The 24,074-nt window shown below is 71.6% G+C and carries 23 protein-coding genes and 2 pseudogenes; 11 read left to right on the top strand and 14 right to left on the bottom strand.

Annotated elements, in window-relative coordinates; translation table 11 throughout:
• Positions 1 to 50 precede the first annotated feature (50 nt).
• Positions 51 to 569: a 2'-5' RNA ligase family protein gene (locus tag EV385_RS06190; RefSeq protein WP_130508577.1), complete on the bottom strand. Its 519-nt coding sequence runs from the start codon at positions 567 to 569 to the stop codon at positions 51 to 53.
• Positions 570 to 630: 61 nt separating this feature from the next.
• Here EV385_RS06190 and EV385_RS06185 point away from each other — a divergent pair, with 61 nt between their 5' ends.
• Positions 631 to 1,233: a hypothetical protein gene (locus EV385_RS06185; RefSeq protein ID WP_130508576.1), complete on the top strand. Its 603-nt coding sequence runs from the start codon at positions 631 to 633 to the stop codon at positions 1,231 to 1,233.
• 57 nt (positions 1,234 to 1,290) lie between these two features.
• On the opposite strand, the gene EV385_RS06180 is transcribed toward EV385_RS06185, so the two are convergent.
• Together EV385_RS06180 and EV385_RS06175 are read right to left on the bottom strand one after the other, a co-directional pair.
• A complete protein-coding gene (locus EV385_RS06180; RefSeq protein ID WP_130508575.1) occupies positions 1,291 to 1,509 on the bottom strand; it encodes a DUF397 domain-containing protein in 219 nt (72 codons plus the stop codon).
• A complete protein-coding gene (locus EV385_RS06175) occupies positions 1,502 to 2,380 on the bottom strand; it encodes a helix-turn-helix domain-containing protein (RefSeq protein WP_130508574.1) in 879 nt (292 codons plus the stop codon). Before EV385_RS06175 ends, EV385_RS06180 begins: the two co-directional genes overlap by 8 nt.
• 496 nt (positions 2,381 to 2,876) lie before the next feature.
• Between EV385_RS06175 and EV385_RS06170 the strand changes: the two genes are divergently transcribed.
• Both EV385_RS06170 and EV385_RS06165 read left to right on the top strand, forming a co-directional pair.
• Positions 2,877 to 3,221: a hypothetical protein gene (locus EV385_RS06170; protein WP_130508573.1), complete on the top strand. Its 345-nt coding sequence runs from the start codon at positions 2,877 to 2,879 to the stop codon at positions 3,219 to 3,221.
• Positions 3,218 to 3,454, top strand: coding sequence for a hypothetical protein (locus EV385_RS06165; protein ID WP_130508572.1), 237 nt, complete (start codon positions 3,218 to 3,220; stop codon positions 3,452 to 3,454). Before EV385_RS06170 ends, EV385_RS06165 begins: the two co-directional genes overlap by 4 nt.
• A 242-nt stretch (positions 3,455 to 3,696) precedes the next feature.
• Here the strand turns inward: EV385_RS06165 and EV385_RS06160 are convergent, their stop codons facing one another.
• The 4 genes from EV385_RS06160 to EV385_RS06145 are packed head-to-tail and all read right to left on the bottom strand — an operon-like array spanning position 3,697 to position 9,386.
• Entirely contained in the window at positions 3,697 to 5,109 is a 1,413-nt protein-coding gene (locus EV385_RS06160; RefSeq protein ID WP_130508571.1) for a hypothetical protein, read from the bottom strand.
• A gap of 46 nt (positions 5,110 to 5,155) precedes the next feature.
• A complete protein-coding gene (locus EV385_RS06155; protein WP_130508570.1) occupies positions 5,156 to 6,571 on the bottom strand; it encodes a CHAT domain-containing protein in 1,416 nt (471 codons plus the stop codon).
• Positions 6,568 to 8,046 carry a hypothetical protein gene (locus tag EV385_RS06150; protein ID WP_130508569.1) on the bottom strand — a complete coding sequence of 493 codons (1,479 nt, stop codon included), beginning with the start codon at positions 8,044 to 8,046 and terminating at the stop codon, positions 6,568 to 6,570. The genes EV385_RS06155 and EV385_RS06150 overlap by 4 nt, the downstream gene beginning before the upstream one ends.
• A gap of 8 nt (positions 8,047 to 8,054) precedes the next feature.
• Positions 8,055 to 9,386, bottom strand: coding sequence for a hypothetical protein (locus EV385_RS06145; protein WP_130508568.1), 1,332 nt, complete (start codon positions 9,384 to 9,386; stop codon positions 8,055 to 8,057).
• Between the two features lie 191 nt (positions 9,387 to 9,577).
• On the opposite strand from EV385_RS06145, the gene malQ reads away from it, so the two are divergent.
• A complete protein-coding gene (gene malQ / locus EV385_RS06140; protein ID WP_130508567.1) occupies positions 9,578 to 11,485 on the top strand; it encodes a 4-alpha-glucanotransferase in 1,908 nt (635 codons plus the stop codon).
• 50 nt (positions 11,486 to 11,535) lie between these two features.
• Positions 11,536 to 12,762, top strand: coding sequence for a methyl-accepting chemotaxis protein (locus tag EV385_RS06135; RefSeq protein ID WP_130508566.1), 1,227 nt, complete (start codon positions 11,536 to 11,538; stop codon positions 12,760 to 12,762).
• Between the two features lie 65 nt (positions 12,763 to 12,827).
• Here the strand turns inward: EV385_RS06135 and EV385_RS06130 are convergent, their stop codons facing one another.
• Positions 12,828 to 15,071: an MMPL family transporter gene (locus EV385_RS06130; protein WP_130508565.1), complete on the bottom strand. Its 2,244-nt coding sequence runs from the start codon at positions 15,069 to 15,071 to the stop codon at positions 12,828 to 12,830.
• Between the two features lie 314 nt (positions 15,072 to 15,385).
• Between EV385_RS06130 and EV385_RS06125 the strand changes: the two genes are divergently transcribed.
• Entirely contained in the window at positions 15,386 to 16,249 is an 864-nt protein-coding gene (locus EV385_RS06125) for a P1 family peptidase (RefSeq protein WP_130508564.1), read from the top strand.
• A gap of 122 nt (positions 16,250 to 16,371) precedes the next feature.
• Here the strand turns inward: EV385_RS06125 and EV385_RS34875 are convergent.
• Positions 16,372 to 16,695, bottom strand: a pseudogene (locus tag EV385_RS34875) (response regulator); the annotation flags it as partial.
• 39 nt (positions 16,696 to 16,734) lie between these two features.
• Positions 16,735 to 16,932: pseudogene (locus EV385_RS06115) on the bottom strand (ATP-binding protein); the annotation flags it as partial.
• A 17-nt stretch (positions 16,933 to 16,949) separates the two neighbouring features.
• Between EV385_RS06115 and EV385_RS06110 the strand changes: the two are divergent.
• The 3 genes from EV385_RS06110 to EV385_RS06100 all read left to right on the top strand — a co-directional run bounded on the left by EV385_RS06110 (position 16,950) and on the right by EV385_RS06100 (position 18,813).
• Complete coding sequence (locus EV385_RS06110) at positions 16,950 to 17,366, top strand: hypothetical protein (protein WP_130508562.1); 417 nt, start codon at positions 16,950 to 16,952, stop codon at positions 17,364 to 17,366.
• Between the two features lie 205 nt (positions 17,367 to 17,571).
• The gene (locus EV385_RS06105) at positions 17,572 to 18,126 is read left to right on the top strand and encodes a hypothetical protein (RefSeq protein WP_130508561.1); all 555 of its coding nucleotides are present in this window, start codon (positions 17,572 to 17,574) and stop codon (positions 18,124 to 18,126) included.
• Positions 18,127 to 18,249: 123 nt separating this feature from the next.
• Positions 18,250 to 18,813: an NUDIX hydrolase gene (locus EV385_RS06100; RefSeq protein WP_130508560.1), complete on the top strand. Its 564-nt coding sequence runs from the start codon at positions 18,250 to 18,252 to the stop codon at positions 18,811 to 18,813.
• Positions 18,814 to 18,839: 26 nt separating this feature from the next.
• Here EV385_RS06100 and EV385_RS06095 read toward each other — a convergent pair whose 3' ends face one another.
• From EV385_RS06095 to EV385_RS06085, 3 genes are read right to left on the bottom strand one after another with little or no spacing between them, the layout of a single operon-like run.
• Complete coding sequence (locus tag EV385_RS06095; RefSeq protein ID WP_130508559.1) at positions 18,840 to 19,703, bottom strand: Scr1 family TA system antitoxin-like transcriptional regulator; 864 nt, start codon at positions 19,701 to 19,703, stop codon at positions 18,840 to 18,842.
• The gene (locus EV385_RS06090; RefSeq protein ID WP_130508558.1) at positions 19,684 to 20,205 is read right to left on the bottom strand and encodes a DUF6879 family protein; all 522 of its coding nucleotides are present in this window, start codon (positions 20,203 to 20,205) and stop codon (positions 19,684 to 19,686) included. The genes EV385_RS06095 and EV385_RS06090 overlap by 20 nt, the downstream gene beginning before the upstream one ends.
• A complete protein-coding gene (locus EV385_RS06085) occupies positions 20,205 to 20,411 on the bottom strand; it encodes a hypothetical protein (RefSeq protein WP_130508557.1) in 207 nt (68 codons plus the stop codon). The genes EV385_RS06090 and EV385_RS06085 overlap by 1 nt, the downstream gene beginning before the upstream one ends.
• 744 nt (positions 20,412 to 21,155) lie before the next feature.
• Here EV385_RS06085 and EV385_RS06080 point away from each other — a divergent pair.
• Entirely contained in the window at positions 21,156 to 22,280 is a 1,125-nt protein-coding gene (locus EV385_RS06080; RefSeq protein ID WP_130508556.1) for an NsdA family TPR-like regulatory protein, read from the top strand.
• A gap of 10 nt (positions 22,281 to 22,290) precedes the next feature.
• The gene (locus tag EV385_RS06075; RefSeq protein ID WP_130508555.1) at positions 22,291 to 23,244 is read left to right on the top strand and encodes an NAD(P)-dependent alcohol dehydrogenase; all 954 of its coding nucleotides are present in this window, start codon (positions 22,291 to 22,293) and stop codon (positions 23,242 to 23,244) included.
• 6 nt (positions 23,245 to 23,250) lie between these two features.
• On the opposite strand, the gene EV385_RS06070 is transcribed toward EV385_RS06075, so the two are convergent.
• Positions 23,251 to 24,030 carry a hypothetical protein gene (locus EV385_RS06070; RefSeq protein ID WP_130508554.1) on the bottom strand — a complete coding sequence of 260 codons (780 nt, stop codon included), beginning with the start codon at positions 24,028 to 24,030 and terminating at the stop codon, positions 23,251 to 23,253.
• Between the last annotated feature and the right edge of the window lie 44 nt (positions 24,031 to 24,074).

Here is a 24,074-nt window from a genome sequence, read left to right as displayed (position 1 = left end):
ACCCTTGCGTACGTCGGGGAAGCGCGTTCACAGTTGTTAAGCGGCCCTGCTCACCCCGCGAGTGAGTGGGTAATGTCGTTCGCGTGGTCCGTCACGGACGCCGCGGTCACCGTCGCGTGCACGGGCAGGATCTCCAGGCAGCGGCGCAGCGCCGGAGCCAGCAACGGATTGGGCACGCGCAGGGAGACCGTGCAGTGCGGCACCCACCGGCCGGGCCGGTAGTGGTCCCACACCTCGATGCCCGCCGCTGACAGCCGCTCGTGCACCTCCCGGTGCATGCTCAGCAGCTCAGCGCTGGGGGTGACCCCCAGCCACAGCACCCGGCCCACGAACTGCCCGACGAAATCCAGATCCACCGTCAGCCCGACGCCCAGGCCGAGACCCGCGAGCGCGGCCGCCACCGGCTCGGGCTCCAGCCGCGCCGCCGCGGCCAGCGACACGTGCGGGCGGTGCTTCTCGGAGTGCAGCGACGCCAGGGTCGGGATACCCTCGGCCTCCAGCGCGTGCCACAGCGTACGGAGCCGCCGCGTCGCGTGGACGTCCAGATAAAGTTCCAGAGCCGCGACCACCAACCCACCGTAATGGCAGGGTGCCGCCGGGTGGGGTGCGGGCGGTAGGTATAACCGGCGCATGCACAGTGACGAACTCGTCCGTCTCCTGAGCGGGGTGCCGGGCACGCAGGTGTCGGCCGAGTCCGGATTGGTCACGGCGTACGTGCCGGCCATCGGGGACACCGCGCGGCTGGATCCCGGCGACGTGCTCGGCGCCGAGGAGATCACCGCGCCGACCGGAGCCCCCGCGGTCGAGGTGGGCGTGCGGCGCGGCCACGAGCAGCTACCACTGATCGTCACCGTGGACGACGTGGCGTTCATGCCCGCCTACGCGGCGGACCTGCTGGTGAAGGACGCGCCGGTCCGGGTGCCCGCCGTGCCGCACCTGGTGGCGTACTCCGAGATGCACCGGGACGTGCGCGCCCTCGGCCGGGCCGTCGACGACCCGGAGCTGGAACTCGACCAGGACATGCTGGCGGCCACCGTGCTGGTGCACCGGTGCTTCCTCGCCGGGGCGGTGCGGGTCGGGCTCTGGCCGGTCCGGGTCGCGGCCTGGTGGGAGTACACCTTCGCCCGGGTCGGAGCCGGTCTGCCGCTGGCCGCCTTCCGGCCCGACCCGACGTGGGACAGGCTGATGGCGGACGTGACCGAGGCCCGCCGCCACAGCACCCCGAGCGGCTGATCTCACCGGATCGTTGTTTCCGTCGGGCCCCGGGTCGTCCGATTTCGATTGTGGGATCTACAGGTCGAACTCGCCGTTCTTGACACCTTCGGTAAAGGCGATGAATTCATCCCGCGTAAATCGCAGAGCCGGACCATTCGGATCTTTGCTGTCCCGCACGTAGATCAGGCTGTCCGATTCAAGGAAGTCGAAGCAGCACTCTACGCAGTTGCCGCCGTTGCCGCCGCTTCTGCTGGACTTGCGCCATTGAGCAGCGGACAGGTCAATGTCACGCATTCGTCATCTCTCCCAATCTCTGCGCGATCAACCGGCTGGACCCGGTCTGATCAAGTGAAACCCTATCCAGGTCGGCCCAAATCTTCTCGTAGGTCTCCGCCTCGTGCGGCTTGTCGAGATACAGGGCGCCTGTGGGCTGTTCTTTGTAGATGGTTGTTGGTTGTGTCGTTCTTGCTGTGAGCGCCCTTTGGAAGTCGAGGATGACGAACGGTCCGCCGTGGGCGAGCGTGGGTGGAGCATTCCGAGGGATGACTCGCAGAGACACCCCAGGTAGCTCGGCCAACGTCAACAGGGTGCGCATCTGGTCGGCCATGATGTCCGGCGTAAAGCTGCGGTCGAGCGCCGCCTCACTCATGATGACGCATACCTCGGTGGACCCGGCGGACAGGATGCTCTGGCGGCGCAGCCGGACGCCTACGAGTGATCTCACTGCCTCATCTGAGGTATTCGCTGGCAGGCCGCTACGCAGGATCGCTTCTGCGTAGTGACGGGACTGGAGTGGGCCGGGCACTACCTCGGCCTCGTACATGCGTAGCCGGTCGGCGCTGCCCTCCATCCCCAGGTACAGCTCGAACCATCCAGGGATGTCCGAGTAGCTGTGCCACCACCCCTTGGACTTGGTCTGCCTCGCCACTGCCTTCAACGTCTCGGTCAGCTCCGGACCTGCCTCGTACAGGTCGCACATGGCCTTGACGTCGTTCGGATGGGTGCTTACCTGCCCGGTCTCGCATCGCCACAGCCGCTGCTTTGACCACTCCAGCGCGTCGGCGGCGCCCTGGAGACTCAGCTTTGCGTCTTCTCGAAGTCGCTTGAGGGCGCCGCCCAATTGCCATCGGGGGACCGTGGAACCGCTGTCCGTCTCCGCCGTCACTGCGCAACCTCCCTTTGGTGCCCAGCGCAACCGCTACCACGTCGTGTCGCAACGGTACTCACCGGAACGTACCTAATCCAGACCGTGTCGCTGCGCAACCGTTGCGCGTGACCTCGTTGCCCACAACTATCACTGGCAACCGGGTTCAACACACACCGTCCGATCTCGACGGCTGTGCCCGCTTCTTGACACCCGGCGCCCGGGGACCGGCTGGACACGACCCCGGGTGTCGGGCCTCAAACGGTTGACGGAGGTATGCAGTGGCTCGCTTGGCTAACGTGGATCGGCCGACGGCTCCCTCTTTGACTCACTTGATGAGAGCAACGGCGCCACCTGAGCGCCTCCCGAAGCGCGCCCGCGGCAGATCACTGCATCCGCAGCTTCGCGCGGTCGGCCGATCCGCCGTCGTGTACCCACCTGAGCCAGCGTCGCTGGAACACCTGCTCACGGCGTTGCGGGCGTGGGAGCCCGGGCGTGTCAACGCGGCGGTGCGATCGTGACCATCCGCACCCGCCGGTCTTGGCGCTCCCTGTCGTCGGATCGGGTGACGTACGGGTGCGAGTGGGCCGGACCCCCAGGCGGCGCCGAGGCGGAGACTTTCGTAGTTCACCTCACCGTGACCACGTACGGATGGGACGCGGCGGCCGACCTCGCCCGCGAGCTCTGCGACAGAGTCGAGGACGAGGTCAGAGAATTGGACGCGGGTCTGACCACGGTGTCTTACGAGGGTGATCCGCTGCGTCAGCGGCGGGTGTACTGCGACAAGCGGTTGGCCGGTGAGGCTGGCATGAGGTGCGCGATGGAGGACGACCACGCCGGACAGTGCGGTGAACCGTGGTGACCGGCCAACCGCGACCCGGTGTGACGCTGCGCCTGACGGACGAGGACTACAAGTACGGTGTCGGGCCGATCGTGTGCCAGGTCGAATCAGTTATCGAGCCGTACGACTACGGCGACGGTCTGACGTGGTGGCTCGTGGTGGGAAAGTGCGCGAAGGGCACGCCTGAGCATCACGGCGGTTGGCAAGGCCGGGAACTCTACATACGCGGACCGGCGTTCACGCAAGCGGTTTGATCATCGCACCTGTGAGGCATTGCGATCGCAGACGCACCGGAAGGTGTGACGAAACGAGTCCGCATCCCAGCGATGGGCCGACGCTGGCTCCCCGGGCCGTGAACGACTCGGCTTGACCGTAACCCGCGAGGGCCACCAGCGCTTCTGGCTCGACACCCCCGAACGCGACCTGTGGACGGGCACGGCGTCCCCACTTTGACGCGGTGTCGGGGACACCGGGCGAACCCTGCCCCGCGTACGGGTCAGGTGGTGAGGGTGGCCGCGCACACCGTGGGGTCGCCGAAGATCACCATGCTCTGCCGGTCGTACGCGGTCAGCAGCGCCACCGACGCGGCCCGCCGCTGCGGGGAGTCGGCGCGGCTGTTGCGATTGGTCTGCGCCGCCTCACCGAACAGCTGCGCCGCGTGCGTGAACTGCTGCCGGAACGCCAGCCCGATCGGCTCCGGGCGGCGCTGGAAGCAGCCCGTCCACAAGGCGCGGAGGGTGGCCGCGCTGATCAGCTGCCCGGTCTCCGGGCGTTCCAGGGTCCAGTCGAAGGTGGGCTCCACGTGGCCGATGAACGCCCGGGCGGGGCGCGGCGCGGACAGCAGCGCCGTCGGTAGCGGCGCCACCCGGTGCCCGAGCGCGGCGACGCCCTCCAGCACGGACGCCACCTGCGACCCGGGCGGCACCAGCGCCGTGAACCGGCTGGTGGCGTCGCTGCCCGCCGAGCAGCAGGCGTGCGCGTACCAGATGGCGCCGTCCGGCTGCCACGCCGCCAGCAGCGCGGCCGGATCGAGCAGGTTTCGTTCGGCGTCCACGGGCAGGCCCAGGTCTCGAACCATCGCGTCCCGATCGGACAGTGGGCCGGTGCGGCCGTGGCTGGTGGTGACCACCACGGACGGCCGGTTCGCGGCGAGCGCGTCCACCAGCGCTCCGGCCGTGGCCTGCGGGCCGCGCAGGTACCGGGCGCCCGCCCGGGTGTCCGGGTCGGCGGCGAACTTCGCCGCGAGCTGTTCGGCGACCGCCACCCGCATCAGTTCGGTGATGTCGTCGGAGTCGGTGGCCCACACGACCGGTTTGCCCGCGCACACCGTGGATTCCGCCCACTCGGTGAGCAGGCAGTCGACGTACCGGTCCAGCGCCGGGGCGGGTAGGTCCAGGCGGCCGACCGCGCAGGACAGATTCAGCCGGCACTGCAACTCCCACGGCAGTTCGGCGGGGCCGCCGGACAGCAGCAGGTATGCCGGGAGCTGCCCGCGTCCGGTGCCGGTCGGCCCGCCCGTGATCGCGACCCGCTGGTGGTCACCGGCGGGGTAGACCCGGCGCAGCAGGCCCAGGCCGTCCTCGGCGGCGTACCGGAAGACCACCGGGCCGTCCGGTCCGGCCCGGGCCCGCGCGAGGCGCTGGATCGCCGCCGGGGCGTCCACGAGGGCCGCCTGGTCGGCGACCGGGGCGTCGGTCCACGGCAGGACCACGCCCCAGCCCACGTCCGCCCGGCTCCACTCGCGGGGGTCCGGCGGCTCGTCCGCGGCGAGGACCAGACCCGCCTCGCGGGCGCGTTCGTCGACGCCCTGGCCGAGGATCCAGGCCCGGGCGGCGGGCCCGAACTCGGCGTCGGCGGGCCCGTCCGCCCACGCGTTGATGGCCAGCCTCCGCGGCCACTCGTCGCTCACGTCGCACCCGCCGGTCCGTCGACCGGCCGTGCGGCGCTCACGGCGCTCACTGCGGGCCGCCCGGTGCGTCGGCGGGCCCGTCGGCGTCCGGCGGTGCGGCACCGGCGAGGCGGCGCAGCTCGGCGACGGCGTCCGGCGGGGTGTCGGCGGGCAGCCGGTTGAGCAGCGCCGCCACGATGGCCATCGTGACGCCGTCCGAGGTGAGCCCCGGCGGCCCGGACGCCGGCGGCGGCGCGGGCTGTCCCGGTTCCGGCTCGGCGTCCCAGTCCTGCGCCGCCAGCCGTACCTGGAACGGGTCGAGCCGGGTGTAGAGCACCGGCAGCGTCCACTCCCCGAAGGTGGTGGCGTCGTCGCTGTGGCTCTCCACCAGCGCCGCCCGTGGCGCGTTGAGGATGTGCGGCCAGTCGAAGTCGACGTCCACCACGCCGTCCGCGGGCCGGGCCAGTCGGGTGCCCAGCTCCGTCAGCAACTCCCGGTAGAACACCCGGGAGAACTCGTACGCGGCCAGCGCCTGCACCGTCTCCCGCATGCCCAGCGCCGCCGGCACCCCGGCCGCCGCCAGCGAGTGCGCCAGCGAGTGCACCTCCTGCGCGGCCATCCCACCCTGGCAGCAGTTCAGCACCACCAGCCATACCCCCAGCGGCGCCAGCAGGGTACGCATCTGCTCCATGTGCAGCCGTACGCTCGGCGTGGCCGGGCCGACCGCCTGGCGTTCGACGTCCTGCCCGGTGGCCAGCAGCAGCCGGGGCTGGCCCTGATCCGCCGCGCCGTGGCAGAAGAAGTGCAGCACGTGCGGGCGGCTGTCGGTGATCGCCCGCAGCACGTCGGTGCCCCGGTCGGGCACGGCGACGGCGTGCAGGTCCCGGTCCCGGGCGGCCACGTCGCTGATCTTGTCGAGCAGGTCCCCCTCGCCGACCAGGACGGTCACGCTGACCCGGATGCCGGTCGCCCGGGCGGCCTGCACGGCCGCGTACAGGCCGGACCATTCCTGCTCGGCGGGCACACCCAGGGCGGAGAGGACCGCGGTGACCCGCAGCCGGCCGGTGAACGTCGGCACCGCACCGGCCAGGTCGATGCCCTGTTCGGCGATCCGGCCGATCGGCGCCCGCTCCAGCGCGAGGAAGCGGTCGCCCTCGTCGCAGAGCATCTCCCAGTTGTACAGCTCGGCCCGCTGGTCCAGCAGGTTGAACATGATGGACTGCGACTGCCCGGCCGGGCCGTCGGCGGCGTTGCTCAACGCGCGCTGGACGTCCGGGTGCTGGGACAGCTCCTGCCACAGTCGGCGGCCGTACTCGCGGACCCAGCCGTTCGGCGGCGGCGGGGGTTTGCCGGTGGGCAGCTGCGCGACCGAGCAGACCAGCTTGCGTGGCTTCCGATCGGTCGGCGGGATGGGTCCCCGCTCCAGCCGGAAACACAGGGCGTCGTCGCGGTCCGGCCCCACCTGGATGATCACCCGGCTCATCGCGGCACCTCCGGATCACCCGGTGCGTCGCTGATGTCCATCGCCGGTGGCGGCGGGCTCTGCGGTTCCACCGCAGGCGCGTCGGCGTACCGGTCGACCACGCCCTGGATCAGCTCCAGTGCCTTCGCCACCCCGTCGGTCAGCTGCTCCGGGACCGGCTGGGCGTCGTTCCACTGGTGCAGGCGCCACTCGTACTGTTCGACGAAACGCTGCGACGCCGACACCCAGGTCGGCGTGGCCGGGGCGTCCGTGACCAGGCCGCGCACCTTGTCGGAGGGGGCCGCCCCCGGTGCCGTGGCCACCACGCCGGGCAGCTCGTCGCGGCCCGGCTCGGTGGCCACCTGGAACGGCTGGCAGTACACGAACACCGCGCCGTCGGTCGGCGGCAGCGCCGGGTCCGGGCTGGTCATCAGGCGGTACCCGTCGGCCAGCGCCCGCAGCCCCGGATCCAGGCGCGCCTCGTGGTGCAGCAGGGCCGTGGGCCGCAGCCCCGCGACCGTCGTGGCGACCAGTCGCAGGCCCATCTCCGACGGGTTGCCCGGCGGCGAGGTGAACCCGCAACCCCACGCCCCCACCTGCAACAGGAACCGGGTCAGCGCCGCCGTGGACACCACCGACAGGCCGGTGTCGTCGGGATCGGCCGGGCTGTCCGACAGCGCCAGCGCGCCCTGGTCCAGCCGCAGCACCGCCCCGGCGAGGAAGTGCACCACGTCGACGCCGTGGCCGCACAGCGCGTCGCGCATCCAGGTCAGCCAGTCGTTGCGGTGCTGACCCACCGCCGAGTCGGTGGAACCGGGATACACCGGCGCGCGGTCGGCGCCCGCGTACGTCCCGGAGGTGTCGTCGCCGAGCGCGGCCGGGTCGTGCAGCAGCACCCGGTCGGTCCGGTCCACCGGGGACTTGATGTGGCGCAGCCGCTCGTACAGCTGGGCGGTGGGGAAGATGTGCAGGGTGGTCGGCAGCGGAATCGCCCCGACGATCGCGGCGGCCAGCCGGCCCACCAGGTCCGCCTGCTCGCCCAGGTCGCCCGGGCCGTCGTCGGCGCACAACGCGACCGTCACGGCCCGCCGGGACCGGACCGGCTCGACCACGAAGTCCGGCAGCCGCAGCACCGGCACCGGCAGCACCGGGACCAGCAACTGCTCCCACGGCACCAGCCCGAGATGCCCGTACGGGCGGACCAGGTGCAGCCACAACGGCCGTTCCGGTACGGCCGCGCCCCGTACGGCCTGCGCCAGCTCGGCTGCCATCGCGTCGGGCAGCCGGAACTCGTACCCGGTGCCGTGGCTGGTCGCGCAGTCCAGTACGGGCGGCAGCCCCAGCTCCGTGGCCGGCAGCTGCCAGCTCGCCACCGGCTCGCTCTGGTGTTCGCGGGTCAGTTCCAGCTCGCAGCGCACCGACGGCGGGTCGGCGTCCGCCAGCAACCTGACCTTGAGCGCGTTCAGGTCGTAGCGCCGTTTGAGCATCTCGGCCATCGCTCACCTCACCGGGTCATGAGGTCGTACAACATCCACCAGGTACTCGGGTTGCTGACCTCGCCGTGCGACGGGATGGTCCGGGTGCCGTCCACGCCGACCACCTGCAGGCCCGGCGCGTCGAGGGCGTACCGGGTGGTGGGGTCGAGGATCGGGGTGAGCGTGGCCTGCGCGCCGAGCGGGCGCGGGCCGTAGCCGCCGAGCGCCGCGTAGCGGCTCGGCGGTTCGTCCGCGGCGATGTCCGCCTCGCCGAGGTCCCCGGCGCGGCGCAGCGCGAGGTGGAAGAACTTGTGCAGGGGCTCGTCGTGGCCACTGAAGGTGGACAGGATCGGCTGGCCGACCCGGTCGAGTACGGGCCGGTATCCGCCGGGGCGGCCGTGGCCGTCGGCGTCGGCGGCGAAGCACAGGTGGGACACGGCGGGCTCCAGCAGCAGCGCGGAGTGCACCGTCGCGGGCAGCGCGGCCGGGGCCGCGATCGCGGACAGCAGCACCTTCGCCCCGAACGAGTGGCCGACGACGTGGACCCGGGCGCCGGTGCCGAGTAGCTGCACCAGCAGCGGGCCGACGCCGCGCGCACCGACCCGCCCGGCCCGGTCCTTCATCAGCCACACCGACGCGCCGCGCAGGATCTCGCGCGGCCGCAGGAAGTCCGCCCAGCCCGCCGCCTGGGGCGCACCGTCCACAGTGGTGGTGGGGGTGTCGAAGTCGGCGGGGTCGGCGGAGCGGCGCCGTCGGGGTGCCTGCCAGGAGGCGGCGATCTCCGCCGGGGTGGGCGGCGCCTGCTCGGCGGTCTCCTCGCGGTCGGTGGCGTACAGCGGGGCGAGGATCCCGGCCAGTTCGAGGGCGTCGGCCTCGTCGAGGCCGCGCTGCTGCGCCAGCTCGAACAGCCGGGGGCGGTGGTCGGGATCCACCGCCGCGGCGAGTTCGGCCAGGTCGTCGCGCTCGTCCGCGACCGCAGCGTCGTCGGCGTCGCCGTCACCCGCGAAGTCGGGGGGCTGGTCCGCGTCGGCCACCAGCAGCTTGCTCGGCCAGAAGATCGCGACCAGCAGGGGCGCGAAGCCCGGCGCGGCGGGCAGCGCCCGCTCGGTGCGCAGCCGGACGTAGCCGTTGAAGAAGTCGTCGTAGCGGCCGGTGGCCTGACGCCAGTCGTTGTTCCACCCGTGGCAGAAGATCACGATGTCGGTGAACCCGCCGCCGCGCGCCCGGTTCACCAGATCGTCGCGGGTACGCGGCCCGGTGCAGGCGCCGTCGGAGTCGAACGGGACCACGTACCACGGCACGGCCGTACCCTCCGCGGTCCGGACCATTCGGTACGGCCCCACCGGCAACTGATCGGTCACGACGGCACCTCCCGGGTTCGCAGGCCAGGCCTGTGATGTGGGTCTCTCCATGGTGATCCCGGCGCCCGGCGACCGTAAAGGTCGGTCACTCATCTGACAGGACTGTGAACAGGGGGGGTCCCGCCCTCTCGCAACTGCCTGGTACCCGATTCGTCGATGGCCTCGCAACCCGCGCGACGGACCCTTCGGCCATGACCACATGGCGGGACCAGGTGATCGGCGAGCTCGCCCCGCTCGGCCTCCAGGACACCTTCATCGATGCGTTCGGCAACGAGCGGTCCGTGTCCGACGCGACCCTGGCCCGCCTGCGCGAGCAGCTCGGCGACGCGCCCCGGCCCACCCCGGCCACGGTCCCGCTGGTCGGCTGGCCCGACTGGGGGCACAGCGAACTCGTCGGCGAACTGGTCTGCGAGAACGGCGAGGTGTGGCAGCTCGACGGCTGGCTCCCGCCCGAGGTCCCGTACGGCTACCACCGGCTGACCGGCCCGCTGGCCGCGAACCGGCTGATCGTCGTCGCGCCCCGCACCTTCGCCGAGCCGGAGCGCGGCTTCGGGATCGCGGCGCAGCTCTACGCCGCCCGCTCGCACACCTCGTGGGGCATCGGCGACTTCGCCGACCTGGCCTGGCTGGCGCGGCGGACGGCGGCGGCCGGTGGCCGCGCCGTCCTGGTCTCGCCGATGCACGCCGCCCGCCCGTCGCGCCACCAGAACCCGTCGCCGTACGCCCCGGCGTCGCGGCTGTTCCTCAACCTGCTGCACATCGCCGTGGCCGAGATCCCCGACGCCGGGCTGGCCGACCTGTCCGACCTGGCCGACGCCGGTGAGGCCCTCAACGAGTGCGACCGCATCGACCGGGACGCCGCCTTCGCGCTGAAGATGGCGGCGCTGGAGCGGATCTGGGCCGCCGTCGGCGGCGAACCCGGCCCCGACTTCGAGGCGTACGTGGCCGAGCAGGGTCCCGCCCTGCACCGGTTCGCGGTCTGGTCGGCGCTGTCCGAGCACCACGAGGGCGCCTGGTGGGACTGGCCGGAGGGCTACCGGCGCCCGGACACCGCCGAGGTGGCCCGGTTCGCGGCCACGCACGCCGACCGGGTCCGGTTCTGGGCCTGGTGCCAGTGGGTCGCCGACCGCCAGCTCGCCCACGCCTGCGGGCAGGGCGCCGACGTGGTGCTGGACCTCGCGGTCGGTTTCGACGCGGGCGGCGCGGACGGCTGGGCGTACCAGGACCTGGTGGCGTTCGGGTTCGAGATCGGCTGCCCTTCGGATCACGGCAACCCGGGCGGGCAGCGGTGGGGTGTCGCCCCGTTCGACCCGGCACGGCTGGCCGCGGCCGAGTACGCCCCGTTCGTGGCCATGGTGCGCGCCGGGCTGCGGCACGCCAAAGCCCTGCGCATCGACCACGTGATGGGGCTGTGGCGACTGTTCTGGGTACCGCTGGGCGGTGGCCCCGACGACGGTGTGTACGTCCGCTACCACGGCGACGCGCTGCTCGGCATCCTGCGGCTGGAGGCCCAGCGCGCCGGTGCCTGGGTGGTCGGTGAGGACATGGGCACGCTGGAGGAGCGGGCCCTGCGGGTGATGGCCGACGCGGGCACGCTGTCGTACCGGGTGTCCACCCGTACCCATCCGGACGAGTTCCCGGAGCGGGCCATGGTCGCCTGCGAAACGCACGACCAGCCCACCATCGGCGGCCTGCTCGACGGCTCCGACCTGCGCACCTGCCAGCGCATCGGCAAGCGGGTCGACCTGGACGCGCAGGCCGCGCTGCGCCGCCGGATCGCTGGGGTCGCCGGTCTGGACCCGGCCGGGCTGGACCGGTCCGGCCGCCCGGAGATCGAGCAGGCGGTCGCCGCGATGTACGCCGAGCTGTCCGCCTCCCGCTCCCGGCTGGCCGTGGCGACCCTCGACGACCTGGCCGGGGTCCGGGTACGCCCGAACATCCCCGGCACGATCGACGAGCACCCGAACTGGCGCATCCCCCTGCCCCTGCCGATCCACGACCTGTTCGAACGGGCGCTGGCCCGGCGGGTCCTGGCGACGCTGGCGGCGGACCGCTCGCCCCGGCCGCAGAGCGGCGACGGCGAGCAATTAGCCGCCTGACCGGGACGCGGACCACTCAAGACAGCCCGGCCGCCGCCGACAGGAAGATCGTGGACAAAACATCTGACAATCCCTCGGCGGAACGGAAGATCGGCGGCCTGTCCCGGGTGTGGCGGCTGTTCCCGAGCATGCGTTCCCTGCTCGTCTTCCTCGCCGCGACCCTGGCCGGCGGCAACTCCCTGCTGCACGACTGGGTCGCCGTCTCGTACCTGAAGGGCAAGGTGCCCGACGAGGTCCGCGACGGGATGGTCTGGACCATGGGCACCCTGAGCGTGGTCGCGACCGTCGTGATCATCCTGATCGTCTGGTGGGTGGCGGCCAGCATCACCCGGCCGCTGCGCGACACCCTGGCGTTCCTCAAGCGGATCGTGGCCCGCGACCTCACCGGCCGCATCCAGGTGGACGGGCGCGACGAGGTCGGCCAGATCGCCGCCGGGCTCAACGAGGTCGTCACGGAGATGTCCGCCGCGCTGGCGGGGATGGGTGACAGCGCCGAGGAACTCGGCCGCTCCGCCGCCCGGCTGGCCGACGTGAGCGCCCGCCTCGACGGCAGCGCCGCGCACGCCTCCGGTCAGGCGGAGTCGCTGTCGCGGGCCTCGGTCGGGGTCAGCGGCAGCGTGCGCCGCGCCGCGGACGGCATGGCGGGCATGTCCCGCTCGATGGCGGAGATCGCCCAGAACGCGGGCCAGGCCGCCGAGGTGGCCGACGCGGGCGCCCAGGCCGCCGCCCAGACCAACCAGGTCGTGGCGGGCCTGGCCGCCAGCACCGCCGCGATCGAGGACGTGGTCAAGACGATCACCGCGATCGCGGAGCAGACCAACCTGCTGGCCCTCAACGCCACGATCGAGGCGGCCCGCGCGGGCGAGTCCGGCAAGGGCTTCGCGGTGGTGGCCGGGGAGGTCAAGGACCTGGCCCAGCAGACCGCCACCGCCACCGAGGACATCCGCCGCCGGATCGCCGCGATCCAGGAGGAGAGCGCGGACGCGGTCACCGCGATCGGCCGGATCGCCGAGGTGATCACCCAGGTCAGTGGCCTGCAGCAGACGATCGCGTCCTCGGTGGAGGAGCAGACCGGCTCGGCCACCGAGGTCAGCGGGGCCGTGTACGACGCGGCGGCCAGTACCGACGACATCACCGGCGGCATCGACACGGTCGCCGAGGCGGCCCGTGGCACGGCCGCGGGGGCGGTGGAGACCCAGCAGCTCACCACGGCGCTGCACGACACCGCCACCCAGCTGCGTACGATCGTCGGCCGCTTCCAGCTCGAGCGCTCCTGACGCACCGCCGCCCCCCGACCTGAGGTCGGGGGGCGGCGGCTGGGGAGGGAGATGGTCCGTACGCCTCAGGCCGCGCCGACCAGCTCGCGGGTCGGCTCCTCACCCTCGGGCGCGGAGTCCCGGCGGGCCGGGGCGGCGTGCTTGCCGCCGCCGCGCATGAACCGTGGCGCCCACCAGTTCGCGTTGCCCAGCAGCGTCATCGCGGACGGCAGCACCACCGCCCGGATGATCGTGGCGTCGAGCAGGATGGCCGCGGCCAGCCCGACCCCGAGCTGCTTCATGTCGATCGTGCTCAGCGTCGCGAAGATCGAGAACACGGCGACCATGACGATCGCGGCGCTGCTCACCACGCCCGCCGACCCGGCGATCCCCTCGGCGACCGCCTCGCGGTTGGGCACCCCGCGCTGCACGGCCTCGCGGATCCGGCTCACCACGAACACGTGGTAGTCCATCGACAGTCCGAACAGGACGACGAACAGGAACAGCGGCAGCCAGGTGACGATCGCGCCCATCGAGGTGAACCCGAGCAGCCCCTCCGCCCAGGTGTGCTGGAAGACCAGCACCAGCAGCCCGTACGCGGCGGCCGCCGACAGCAGGTTGAGCAGGATCGAGGTCAGCGCCACCACCACCGAGCGGAACGTCCACGCCATCACGAGGAACGTCAGCGCCAGCACGAAGCCGACCACGATCGGCAGCTTGTGCCAGATGTGGGACGCGTAGTCGTCGCTCTCGGCGACCCCGCCGCCCACCGCGTACTCGGCGCCCCGGACGCTGTCCAGTGCGGCCGGGACCAGGTCGTCGCGCAGCCGGTGCAGCGACTGCTCGGCCTCGGCGCTGCGCGTCGAGTACGGCGTGGCCACCGACAGCACCGTCACGGTGCGGTCCGGCGACACCTTGATCTCCGGGCCGGTCGTCTCCAGCTTCGCGAACAGCGGGTCGGACTGGGTGCTGCCCGTCAGCCGGGTCAGCGCCGCCTTGACCGCGTCCGCCTGGTCCGCCGGCGCCTTGACGGCGACGGTGTGGCTGGTGCCGTTGCTCGGGTACGCGGCGGTCAGCCGGTCGTACGCCTGCATGGCGGCCGTGGTGCGCGGCAGGTCCTCGGTGCCCGGGAACTTCAGCTCCATTCCCAGCGCGGGCGCGGCCAGGGCCAGCAGCGCGAGCACGCTCACGACCAGGGTGGCCAGCGGCCGGCGCAGCGCCGGGCGCAGCACGATCGGCCAGAACCGGCCCGTCACGGGCTGCCCGTCCGGCCCGATGCGCCGCGCGGTGAGGCGCCACAGCAGCGGCACCCGCGGCCGGTCCACCCAGCGGCCCAGCTTGGCCAGCAGGGCGGGCAGCGCGGTCAGCGAGCCGAGCACGGCGACCGCCACGACGAGGATCGAGCCGACCGCCAGCGAGGAGAAGATCGCGTCACCGGCGAGGAACAGACCGGCCATGGCGATGATCACCGCCGTACCCGAAACCACCACCGCGTGGCCGGAGGTCTCCGCGGCGATCTCCACCGCGTCGACGTGGCCGCGTCCCTTGGCCCGCTCCTCGCGTTCCCGGCGCACGTAGAACAGTGAGTAGTCCACGCCGACCGCCATGCCGATCAGCAGGATGACGCTGCCGGTGGAGTCGCTGGCCGGAATGAGGTGCGAGGCCAGAGTGGACAGGCCCATCGCGGCGGCCACCGACGACATGGCCAGCAACACGGGTACGCCCGCGGCGATCAGCGCGCCGAACGCGATGATCAGGATGGCCAGCGTCACCGGCAGGCTGAGCAGCTCGGCGCGCTGGAAGTCCTTGCCGAGGGTGTCGTCGAGGGCCTTGTTGATGGAGGGCCCGCCGACCTCCTCGACGCGCAGTTGCGGGTGCGCCTGCTGCACCTTGGCGGTGGCCGCGCGCAGCGGCTCGACCCGGTCCGACGCGGTCTCCGGGTCACCGCTCATCGTGATCGGCACGAGCAGCGCGGAGCCGTCGCGCGCCGGAATCGGCTCGCCGACCCCGGCCACCCCCGGCACCGAGCGCAGCGTGGTGGCGGCGTCCTTGGCCGCCTTCTGTGCCGCCGCCGTGTCCAGCGTGCCGGACGGCGCGGTGATCAGAACGTTCTCCACGGCCGGCTCGGTGTCGAACCGGCCCTGCTCGATGATCACACCGGCCCGGCCGGACTCGCCGATCGCCATGTCCTTCGCGGTGGCCTCGGTGAGCCCGGCCGCGTTGCCGCCGACGAAGCACACCGCCACGAACACCACCCACATGGCCAGTGCGCGCCATGGATGTTCGGCGCTCCAGCGCGCCATGCGTACCGTCACCGGTCGCCGTCCCATCTCCGCTTCCCCCTGCCGTTCGACGTTGTGTCGAGATGAACCTAGGGAGGCGGCGGGCTGCGAACATCCGGGTCGGACCCGCGTTGATCCCCGATCACCCGCGGGCGGCACAACGGTCGGGTGCGCGACAGCCGAGGCCCGAAATCCGCTGCATTCGGCCCGTGGCTCCGCCTCGGGGAGGAGACGGCGCACGATCGACCCTGAGATCGCCCTCAGGGTTCCCCCGCTGTCGCACCCTGTGCCAAGCTCGCGAACATGACCCAGCCACCTCCCTCATGCCCGCCTGGCCCGCGCCGCGCTCGGTGCAGTCGGTCATGACAAAGCCGCAGCTGTTGTCCGCGTGGGCCGGGCACTGGACGGGCTCCGGAACGGGCGTCACGGTCGTGCTGCCGCCGCCGGGCACGGTCGGCTCCGGGGAGGTGCGCGGCGGTGCCCCCGCCACCCGCGAGTTCGCTCTGCTCGACCCGACCCGGCTGGTGGATCGGGTCGACGCGGTGGTGCTGTCCGGCGGGTCCGCGTTCGGCCTGGCCGCCGCCGACGGCGTGATGGGGCTGCTGCGGGAGCGTGGCCAGGGCTTCCCCACCCCGGCCGGGCCGGTCCCGATCGTGGTCGGCATGTCCGTTTATGACGATTCTGTACGGTCCGGGCCGCCCGGGGCGGACGGCGGCCGGTCGGCCGCGCTCGCCGCCTGGGCCGGTGAGCCGTTCGGGACCGGCCCGGTCGGCGGCGGTGCGGGCGCCGGTACCGGGGCTTGGCGGGGTCGGCGCGATCCGGGCGGCGTCGGCTGGGCGTCGCGGAGTGCGGGTGCGGCCGAGGTGGCCGCGCTGGTCGTCGTGAACGCGTGGGGCGACGTCCTCGACGACACGGGTACGCCCCTGTTCGGCGGGGCCGAGGTGCCTCTCCCGGGTGGGACCGGATTCGAACGGCAGAACACCACGATCGGCGTGGTACTGACCAACGCCCGACTGTCCAAGACGGACTGCTACCTGCTGGCGCAGAGCGGTCACACCGGCATTGCCCGCGCGATCCACCCGGCGCACTCCCGATTCGACGGCGACGCGGTGGTCGCGTTGGCGACCGGCGAGGTGGGTGCCGACGTCCACCTGGAGCTGGTGCGGGCGGTCGCGGTGGACGCGATGGTCGCCGCGATCCGCGCCGCGGTCGGCACCGAACCGTGAGGGTGCGCAGTCAGCGCCCGAGGCCGGCGTCGCGGGCCCGCGGCGAAGAACTCCGCGATCCGCACGGCCAGCGCCGCCCCGAACACGACCCCGCCGGCCGCGACCGTGGTGATCGCCCGGACGATCTCCTCCTGCTCGGCGCCCTTGACGAGGTAACCACGGGCGCCCGCGCGGACCGCGGCGAAGACCGTGCCGTCGTCCTCGGACATGGTCAGCACGACCACGCCGACGCCCGGGGTCTCCGCGGTGATCCGCCGGGTCGCCTCCACGCCGTTGAGCTGCGGCATCTGGACGTCCATGACCACGACGTCCGGGGTGAGTTCGGCGGCGAGCCGGACCGCGGCGACACCGTCGGCCGCCGTGCCCACCACGTCCACCCCGTCCACCGAGCCGAGCAGCACCGCCAGGCCCTCGCGGAACACCGGGTGGTCGTCCGCGATTACCACCCGTACGTCAGTCACGGCTCACCTCCACAGGCTGCGCCGTCAGCGGCAGGCGCGCGCGCGTACCAGGGTGCCACTCGCGCCCGCGGACTCGACCCGGCACTCGCCCCCCAGCTCGGCGGCGCGCTCGCGCAGCGACACGAGCCCGACGCCCGCCGCGGTGTCCGGCGCGATCCCCACCCCGTCGTCGCGGACGGTCACCACCAGCTCGGCACCGTCGCACGCCAGGCGCACCTCGCAGCGGGTCTCGCGCTCGCATGCTCGCGTTGGTCACCGCGCAGTTGAGGACCGGCGCGACCGGCGTGACGCGGGCCGCGCGGGCGATGCTCAAGGTCGAGTACGGCCTGCTCGCGCTCGCCACCCTCTGGACCGTGCTGCACGGCTTCTTCCCGGCACTGCGCGACGAGGCGTGGCTGTCCATCCTGGACGCGTTCTGGCCGCTGTCGATGGTCGGCATGTTCGTCATCGGGCTGAAGATCGCCTTCGCCGGCCGCTGGCGCGGGGCCGCCCGGGTATGGCCGATGGTCGCCGAGAGCTGGGCGGTCGCGACCATTCCCGTGATGGCCATCTTCGGCTTTCCGGTCGCCGACTGGTTCGGGGTGGCGCACCTGCTGGCCGGATACGTCACGCTCGGCCTGATCCTTGCGCTGCGGCCCGCGCTCACCAGCCGCTGAACGGGACGAACCCGCTGAGCCGGAACCAAGTCCGGCTCAGCGGGTTCCGCGCGTCAGACGACAGGCTCAGGCGCGCGGTCCGCGGCCACCGCCCGGACAGCCATCCCCGTCCGAGCGGCTGATGCCGACGGGCGACACCGGACCTACCGTCCTTCCATTCACATCGCCCCTGGTCGAGACGGTTTTTGGGGCTTGAGGAGGACCGATGAAGGCGCAGTTGGATGCCCGGGCCGGCAGTGTCGTCGACGACCGTCAGCGGTGGCGGAAGCTCTGCCTGTTCATGGCGTTGCTGGGTCTCCTCGTTCTGGTCGCCTCGGCGCTGCCCTGGTTCGCCGAAACCAAGGTGTTCGAATCCGGCGGCTCCCGGACAAAGGCCATCTACCTGTGGACCGAAGGTCCGACCGCATCGTCGCGGAGCCGTTCCGGCACCCTGGCGCAGATGGCGGGCGCGGGCCAGTGGGGGCTGTTCGTGGTGATGGCCGCGGGGATCGGCGCGCTGTGCGCCCTGTTCGCGCGCGGTCAGCACCCGGGTGATCCGCGTCTCGGCCCGGCCCTGCGGCTGACGGCCGGAGCCGCCGTACTGGCGCCGGTCTTCGCTGTTCTCGCCCTGATCGGCGCCAACGGCGGGGAGCGGATCAGCGCGCTGCCGCATGTCGGGTTCGTGGTGACCGTGCTCGCCCTGTTCGCCTGGCTGGCGGGCGCGGCGGTGATGTGGCGGGCCGGCGCGCTGGCGAAGGCTTCCGGCCGCCACACCTGGTAGCAACCCAAGAAGTCACCTGGATGCTGATGAGGGACCACGCCCGCGATGACAGCACCGACACCACCTCCTGCCTAGCAATGAGGGCGATGTCAGCTGCGATAGCGCGCCGCTAGGGTTTCGCACATGGGCGTGGAACCGAAGCGGGCCAGCGAATGGATCATCCACGGGGAGCGGGTCATCGACGACACCCGCCGTGCAGTCCTCGGAATTGCCGACGTGGAACTACCCGACGGCGTGCGATTCGAGCAGTACGTCCTTCGCGTGCCCAGCGCGGCCATGGTTATCGTCCTGGATGATGACGAGCGCGTCCTCATGCTGTGGCGGCACCGCTTCATCATGGATCGCTGGGTCTGGGAGCTGCCTGGCGGCTATTTGGACCCGACCGAGGACCCGATGGCGTGCGCGGCTCGTGAAGTCGAGGAGGAGACGGGATGGCGCCCGCGCAGCATGGAACGGCTCATCGCGTTCCAACCCATGGTGGGCACCATCGATCAGGAGAACGTCGTGTACCTCGCACGCGGTGCTGACTTCACCGGGTCGGCCCCGGACATCAACGAGGCTGAGCGCGTCGGCTGGATTCCCCTCGATGAGATCTGGCAGCACATCGAAGGTGGCCGGATCATTGGGGCTGGGTCGGTCTCCGGGCTGCTGGCCGTGCTCCTGCTGAAGGCAACCGGCGAACTCTAGACGCGTTGCAGCGCGCCGTGTTCGTTTCAGAGATCCGTAGCCTGGGTGCCTCTGACGACGCCGTCGATGATTGCGTGCGCCTCATAGCCGTAGCGTGCCTCCTTTCGGAGGTCATCGAAAAGCTTGGCGTAGAGTGCGATTTCCTTCGGCCGGGTGACTTTGATGGCGGCGGTGGGGGTCTCCAGTGCGACAGCGTTGCTGTCGAAGATCCAGAAGCCGATGGAGGCGATGGCGTAGCGCTGCGCGTCGGCCGGGATGATTCCGACGGAGACGAACGGCAGGCGCATCAGCGTCCGCACGTGGTCGAGCTGGCTCGAGTGTTCCTGAAGCGTGCCGCGCCGGGTGCGCAGTGCCTGCTCACCGAGGATCACGGCGATGCGCTTGGTCGGGTGAAGGGCGGTAGCAGTGCCTTCCGCCTTCATCGCGATGGTGGCCTCGGTGTCGTCCGGAGCGTCCAGAAACGCGTACCAGAACGCGAGCATCCGCCGGATGTAGGCATCGGTCTGGAAGATGCCGGGCAGGATGGTGGGTTCGTGAATGCGGAATGTGGTTGTCCGCCGGTATGTGGCGATCGAGTGCAGATCACCGAGGCGGCGCATACCGGCGCGCGATTGCCGTGCCCATTCCAGGTAGGCGGACTCGACGGACCGGGCGGTAGCGATCAGTTCGGGGATCTGATCGGGAGCGCCGCAGACGGTGCACCAGTCGCGGATGTTCGCTTCGGTGGGTGCCTGCACACCGTGCTCGATGCGGCTGATCCGGGTGAAATGCTGGCCGGTGGCGGCGGCCAGTGCCTTGCCAGTCAATCCGGCAGTGCGACGCAGTTGGCGTAGGCGGTTACCGAGATCCTTGCGGGCCTGCGCAACGGAGCTACTGGGATCGGTAGTCACGTACGGGCACAGCCAAATCCCACACCGTCTCGAAGGCCTGACGGCAGGTCCGCACGATCGCAGGTTCGGTCGTTGTCTGGAATGAAGCGTTTGTGCCCGCGCCGGTGTAGTGCAGGAACAACACGATCTCGTCGTCGAAGACGTAGAAGTCCCCGCTCCCCGGCAGCGCTATGGTGGCCAGCCGAGGGCGCGGCAGGTATCGGATCTCCTCGCCGGCGTCGGTGAACAGGCTCGCATGGCTCATCGTCCAGCGCTGGTAGTCACTCAACGGCTCGGACACGATGCGGGCCCGGCGGCAGGTGCGCCCGGCTGCGCGGTGTTCGCGCAGCATCTCCAACCACCAGCCGAGCCAGGCGTAGTCGTCGGGCTCGCCGCGCCGCCATCTCGCCATGTGGGGTGATTCCACCTCGGTACCGTAGGCGTCCCGGGTCTCCAGGTGCACAAATGACTTTCGGATGCCTCGGCACAGCGCGTTGAGGTCGTCGTAGGTCGCCGGGTCCATCACCGTTCGCCCGGGGCGAAGAATGGAACGAGGCGATCGGGAATTTCCACGCACGACTCCCCGGCAGGGATGTCCATTGCGTCCAACGCGGCCTGGTCGGTAACGACCCAGCCTTGCACCACCCAGGATCCGCGGTCGGTGCGATACAGCGTCGGGGAGCCGCTCGGTTCAGAACCGGGGTCCTTGGCGACGAAGCTCAGCTCCACAGTGTCCTCCCGGAGGGTCAGTGTCGCTCCTGCCATGGTTCCCGCCGGTCCGGCACGCGTCAAGCTGCAAAATTCTGCAAAGTTCTCGAGCGCTCCTACGCCGCAGCCATAGCGTCGATGGGCAGATGAGTCCGGCCGCGGCCCATTCCGATTGGGCCGGACGATCCGACGTTGTGGCCTGACGGAGGGGTTGAGGTGGATGACGATGCGCTTCCGGTGGTGGCGCCGATACGGGAACAACCGACCGGCGGCGGATCTGTGCGGGCCGGCAACCGTGTACCCGGATCGCAGCGGTGCCCACCCGCCACCGGACTGGACGCGCCCGACCATGCCCTTGCCGATCGTCACGCCGCTGCTGACTCCGGGCCAGCAGGCGCGTACGAATCCGTCGTTCGGGTCCACCAGCCGCACCGACCCGACTGGCTGTGCATGGCCTGCCGGGCACCGTGGCCCTGCCAGCCCTATCGAGTGCACATCGTTCCCGACTCCCCGACCGTTCAACTCACAATCCTGATGACCTCGTGGATGATCGAGGCTGCCGCCGAGCTGCCCAAGTCGGCGCCGGGTGAACTCTGCGATCGCTTTCTCGCCTGGACGCGCCGACCCCCGCATGGGACGTGACGGCATCCTCCGCAAGAGGGGTAGACCGCCAGAGCGAGAGGAGTGGTGCTGAAGTGCTGCCATCGGGCAGGCTGTGGGCCTGGCAAGCAAGGGCGACACCTTGGCGGCACGGAGGGGCCAGCGGTGGTGACGTTCGGGCAAGCCGCTCGACCCATACGCGGCCTGGTCGCCTCGGCGGACTCGGGCGGCGAACCGTGGAAACTGGACGACGGGATCTGGCGGCCGAGGGACTCCGACCGGCTCGCCGCCGCTGTGCAGGCGACGAAGCCCATGGCGGAGAACGCCCGCACGCTGGCGCACATGTGGTTGATCGCCGAACCGCCCCAGGTCACCGCCACTCGTGCTGGCCGCCGCATCGGCGTGTCTCAGGCCCGGGACGTGGAGAAGCGGGTCCATCAGCTCCGCCAGCTCGACGATTACGTCGGAGGGCAGGACACGCACGCGATGGTCGCCGCGGAGCTGGTGGCGACGGCTGCGCTGCTTCGCGACGCCGCCTACACCGAGGAGGTCGGCAGACGTCTCCTGGTTGCGATCGGTGAGCTAGCCCAGGTAGCCGGGTGGGTTACCAGCGATGCGGGACACCATGCCGAAGCGGAGCGCTACTACCTCGCAGGGATACGTGCCGCCCACGCGGGTGGAGACGCGGCAGGTGCGGCCAACAACCTCTCGTCGCTCGCGTACCAGGTCGCCAATGTCGGTGATGCACGAGAGGCCGTGACGATCGCGAAATCCGCCTGCGTTGGCGCGCGACGTGCAGCTAGCGCGACAGTCAGGGCGCTCCTAGCCGAACGTGTCGCCTGGGCCGAGGCCCGGGCCGGCGATGCGGCGGCCGCCGAGCGGGCCCTCGGCACGGTTGAGGAACAGTACGAGCATCGTCGGCCGGCCGACGATCCGATCTGGGTCTACTGGCTCGACGAGGGTGAGATCGACATCATGGCCGGGCGGGTCTGGACCCAGCTTCGCCGCCCGCTGCGAGCGGTTCCCATCCTGGAGCGCGCGACCGCCGGGTACGGCGAGGAGACTGGGCGGGAGACCGGGCTCTACTTGACCTGGCTCGCCGAGTCGCTACTTCAGGCGAACGAGGTCGAACGTGCGGCCGAGGCCGCCACGCGCGCCCTTCGTCTGTCCCGCAAGGCTGGCAGCTCGCGGGTCACCGAGCGGCTCCTCCTGCTCCGTGCCAAGCTGGCGGAGTTCCCTGGCGTGGCAGAGGTCGACGCGTTTCAGGAAGAGGCCGGCGTCGAAGGTTGAGGATGGACGGATGAGAGCGGTCGTGTACGACCGGTACGGACCCCCGGACGTGTTGCGGATCGAGAACGTTCCCACGCCGTCCCCGGCCGCCGGCCAGGTGCTGATCAAGGTTGCGGCGACCTCGGTCAACCTGAGCGATTGGGAGACCCTGCGAGGCTCTCCGCTGTATTCGCGCATCGGCGGCCTACGCACCCCGGCACGCCCCATTCTCGGCTCGGACATCGCCGGTCGGGTCGAGGCGGTCGGTCCGGCCGTGACCCGGTTCCGGCCCGGCGACGAGGTGTACGGCGACAACCTCGGGCTCAAGGGCGGCTTCGCCGAGTACGCGATCGCCCCCGAATCGGTGCTGGCCCACAAACCCGCCGCGCTGACCTTCGCCGAGGCGTCGACGATCCCGCAGGCGGGCGTGATCGCGTGGCAGGGGACCGGCGGCGCCGCGCCCGGGCACCGGGTCCTCATCAACGGCGCGGGCGGAGGCTCGGGTTCGTTCGCCATCCAGCTCGCCAAGCGGCTGGGCGCCCACGTGACCGGCGTCGACAACGCGGGCAAGCTCGACTTCATGCGCTCGGCCGGCGCGGACGCGGTGATCGACTATCGGAGCGAGGACTTCACCCGCGGCGGCCCGTACGATCTCGTGCTCGATCTGGTCGCGCACCGGTCGGTGTTCGCCTACCGCCGGGCCCTGGCCCCCGGTGGCCGGTACCGGTGCGTCGGCGGATCGGTACCGGCCCTGTTGCGCATCCTGACGGTCGGCTCGTTGGCCGGTCGGCTCACGGGTCGCCGTCTCGGAGTGCTCGCGGTCAAGGAGGGGCCGACGCATTTCGGGCCGGTCGCCGACCTCTGCGTCGCGGGTGATCTCACCATTCACATCGGTCACACCGTCGGCCTTGACGACGTGCCCGCGGCCTTGGCCGAGGTCGGCGAGGGACGTGCCCTCGGCAAGGTGGTCGTCAGCGTTGATTGACCTCGATCAGCTGGGCGGCGCCGGAGAGGCGGCGCTGTCGCGCAACGCCGCGATCTCCTCGGCGGTCCCGATGGCCTGGCGGTGCTCCGGATGGTCGAGGTAGCGGCGCAGGCTCAGGGCGAGGAACGCCGGATCCACGTGCAGGCGATCCGCCGGGAGACGCCAGGGAAGGAACGGGCCGTGTGACGCGTCAGGCGGGCGTCGGTACAGGGTGACCACCCGGGGACTCGGCTTGGCCGGGGGCGGCGGCATGCCGGGGACCAGATCGTTCCAGCCGAACCGCCGCCGGGTCACCAGGCTCTGCAGCATGACGCCGCCCGGGTCCAGGGTCAGCCGTGGTCGGCCCGCCAGGACCACCGCGACGCCGGCGACCAGCGCGATGGCGGCGAGGACGATCCAGACGTCGGTGACCACTCCCAGGTCGGCGATCCGCACCCGGTCGGTGCCGGGAACGCGCTCGTCGGGCACCAGACCGCCGCTGAACCAGGCGATGAGCACGGCCTGAGGACCGGCCCATCGCGGGGTCAGGTCGGCGACGAAGCGGCCCCGGTTGGCGTCCGCGTGCCACGCCGCCGGCCGTCGCCAGGCATGACGCGTGCACAGCCAGTACCCGCCGAGCGGGAGCAGGCCGGCGGCCAGCCCAGCGGCCACCGTGGCGGCGAGGCTGACCGGCCAGGGCCGCAGCGGCAGGGCCAGCGGGTCCACCCAGAAGTCCGCCACGACCCGCAGGGCGAAGGTCATCAGGGCGAAGGGCACGGCGATCAGGCGGGCGGCGCGAGCGGACACGGCGACAGCGTACGGATACGGCGCGACCCGTGAATCGGCATCGG

The sequence above is a fragment of the Krasilnikovia cinnamomea genome, assembly GCF_004217545.1.
Taxonomy (GTDB): Bacteria; Actinomycetota; Actinomycetes; order Mycobacteriales; family Micromonosporaceae; genus Actinoplanes; species Actinoplanes cinnamomeus.
Note: the sequence above shows the minus strand (reverse complement) of the source record. Positions and strands in the feature narration are given on the sequence as shown.